This window comes from Aestuariivirga sp. (genome assembly GCF_037139295.1).
Lineage (GTDB): Bacteria > Pseudomonadota > Alphaproteobacteria > Rhizobiales > Aestuariivirgaceae > Aestuariivirga.
In genome coordinates this window covers 1-2,395 of record NZ_JBAXGR010000253.1, presented here as the reverse complement: position 1 = coordinate 2,395, position 2,395 = coordinate 1, and the positions used below count along the sequence as shown (strand labels likewise).

Annotated in this window: 1 protein-coding gene; it reads left to right on the top strand. The window is 61.2% G+C overall.

Going from position 1 to position 2,395, the window contains the following annotated elements; translation table 11 throughout:
• Nucleotides 1-78: 78 nt before the first annotated feature.
• Nucleotides 79-2,395, top strand: a 2,317-nt coding sequence (locus WCJ41_RS21570; protein WP_336907895.1) for an arylsulfatase, incomplete at its 3' end; no start/stop codon positions are given.

The window sequence follows — 2,395 nt, the reverse complement described above, 5'->3', positions numbered from 1 at the left end:
TCTCTATGTGGCGGGTAAATAATCAGCATTGATGCGGCGGAGTCGATCTGGTCTGCGCCGCCATCGGAGGATGACATCATGAGAATTAGTCGGAGCACTGCGACCCCTGCGAAGTTCTTCCAGATTTTCTGCCTAATCTGGATTGCGCAAATACTACCCGAACGTTTCGCGTACGCCGCAAACGATGGCTCCGTGTTACCATTTCAGCCAGTGCCGTCGGCCAGTATTGCTGGGCCGACGCTGAAAGAGTCGACGCACAAGCGCCGGGTCGATGTGAAGCACCTAGCTCCCAATGCCCCTAACATCCTCATCGTGCTGATGGATGATGTGGGCTATGGCGTGCCGGACACCTTCGGCGGCTTCGTTCACACACCCACTCTCAGCAAGCTTGCAGGAGAGGGGATTTCCTACAACACCTTCACCACCGCGGCGATCTGTTCGCCAACCCGCGCGGCCCTGCTGACGGGGCGCAACCAGCACCGCGTCGGCTCGGGCACCATCGCCGAACGTGCGGTGGATTGGGATGGCTATGTGGGTGTCATACCCAAGACCTCTGCCACTGTGGCGGAAGTTCTCAAGGACTACGGCTACAGCACCGCAGCCTTCGGCAAGTGGCACAACACGCCCGCCACTGAGACAACTGCCATGGGTCCGTTCGACCGTTGGCCCACGGGATACGGCTTCGAGTATTTCTATGGCTTCCTCGCCGGCGAAACTTCGCAGTGGGAGCCTCGGCTAATTGAGAACACCAACACGGTCGAGCCGCCTCACGATCCCCAGTATCACCTGACCACCGACTTGGCCAACCACGCAATTACCTGGCTGCACAAACACCAGGCCTACGCGCCAGACAAGCCCTTCCTGATGTACTGGGCACCGGGCGCATCCCATGGGCCGCACCACATCTTCCCCGAATGGGCCGACAAGTACAAAGCCAAGTTCGACCAGGGCTGGGACGTGCTGCGCGAGCAGATCTTCGCCCGCCAGAAGGCGCTGGGCTGGATTCCAGAAGACACCAAGTTGACGCCTCGCCCTGACACGTTGGCGAGCTGGGACAGCATCCCCGACAGCGAACGACCCTTCCAGGAGAGGCTCATGGAGGTGTTCGCCGGCTTCACCGAGCATGCCGACTTCGAGGCCGGACGGGTGATCGCCGAGCTGGACAAGATGGGCCTCCGCGACAACACCCTCGTCTTCTATGTGTTCGGCGACAACGGCGCGAGTGCCGAGGGTCAGGCCGGCTCGATCAGCGAGTTGCTGGCCCAGAACGGCATTCCCAACACCGTCGAGCAGCACATGGCCGCCATGAACAAGCTTGGCGGCATTAAGGAGCTGGGCGGTCCCAAGATGGACAACATGTACCATGCCGGCTGGGCTTGGGCAGGTTCCACACCCTTCCAGGCCACCAAGCTGGTTGCCGCGTATTTCGGCGGCACCCGCAACCCGCTCGTCGTGTCATGGCCCGCCAAGATCACGCCCGACAAACGGCCACGCGCGCAGTTCCACCATGTGAACGACATCACCCCCACGATCTACGAGGTGCTCGGCATCACACCGCCGCAGGAGGTGAATGGCCAAGCTCAGGACCCGATCGATGGCGTCAGCATGGAGTACAGTTTCAACGATGCCGGTGCGAAGGATCGCAAGACCGAGCAATACTTCGAAAACAGCGGCAGCCGCGCCCTCTACAAGGACGGTTGGATGGCCTCGGCCTTCGGTCCCTTCATCCCGTGGCAGGCGTCACTGCCGTTCAATGCGAAGTGGGATCCGGACACGGACGCCTGGAACCTTTACGACCTGTCGAAGGACTTTTCGCAGTCGACAGACGTTTCCGCTTCTGATCCGGACAGACTTGCAGCGATGAAGGCGCGCTTCCTCGAGGTCGCCAAGGATAACAAGGTGTTCCCCATCGGGGCCGGAAACTGGTTGCGACAGCACCCAGAGGATCGCATCAAGACCCCTTACACCAGCTGGACCTTCGACGAGACCACTACGCGCATGCCAGAGTTCACGGCACCGGGACTGGGCCGTGAAAACACCCATGTGACCATCTATGCCGAGTTCGGCGACGGCGCCTCGGGCGTTCTCTATGCGCTCGGTGGAGCGTCCGGCGGCCTGACGCTCTACATGGACAAGGGAACGCTCGTCTACGACTACAACATGATGATCATCGAGAACTATGAGGCCCGCTCGGCAGCCCCCATTCCGGGCGGCAAGCACAAGATCGAAGTGGTGACGAAGTTCCGGTCGCCGAAGCGGCTTTCACCAGCCGGCGTGACCATCTCCGTGGATGGCAAGGAGGTCGCCAAGGTCACGGTCGAGCGCACCGTTCCCGGAGCCTTCACGGCATCGGAGACATTCGATGTCGGCGTGGATCTCGGCTCGCCGGTAGCGC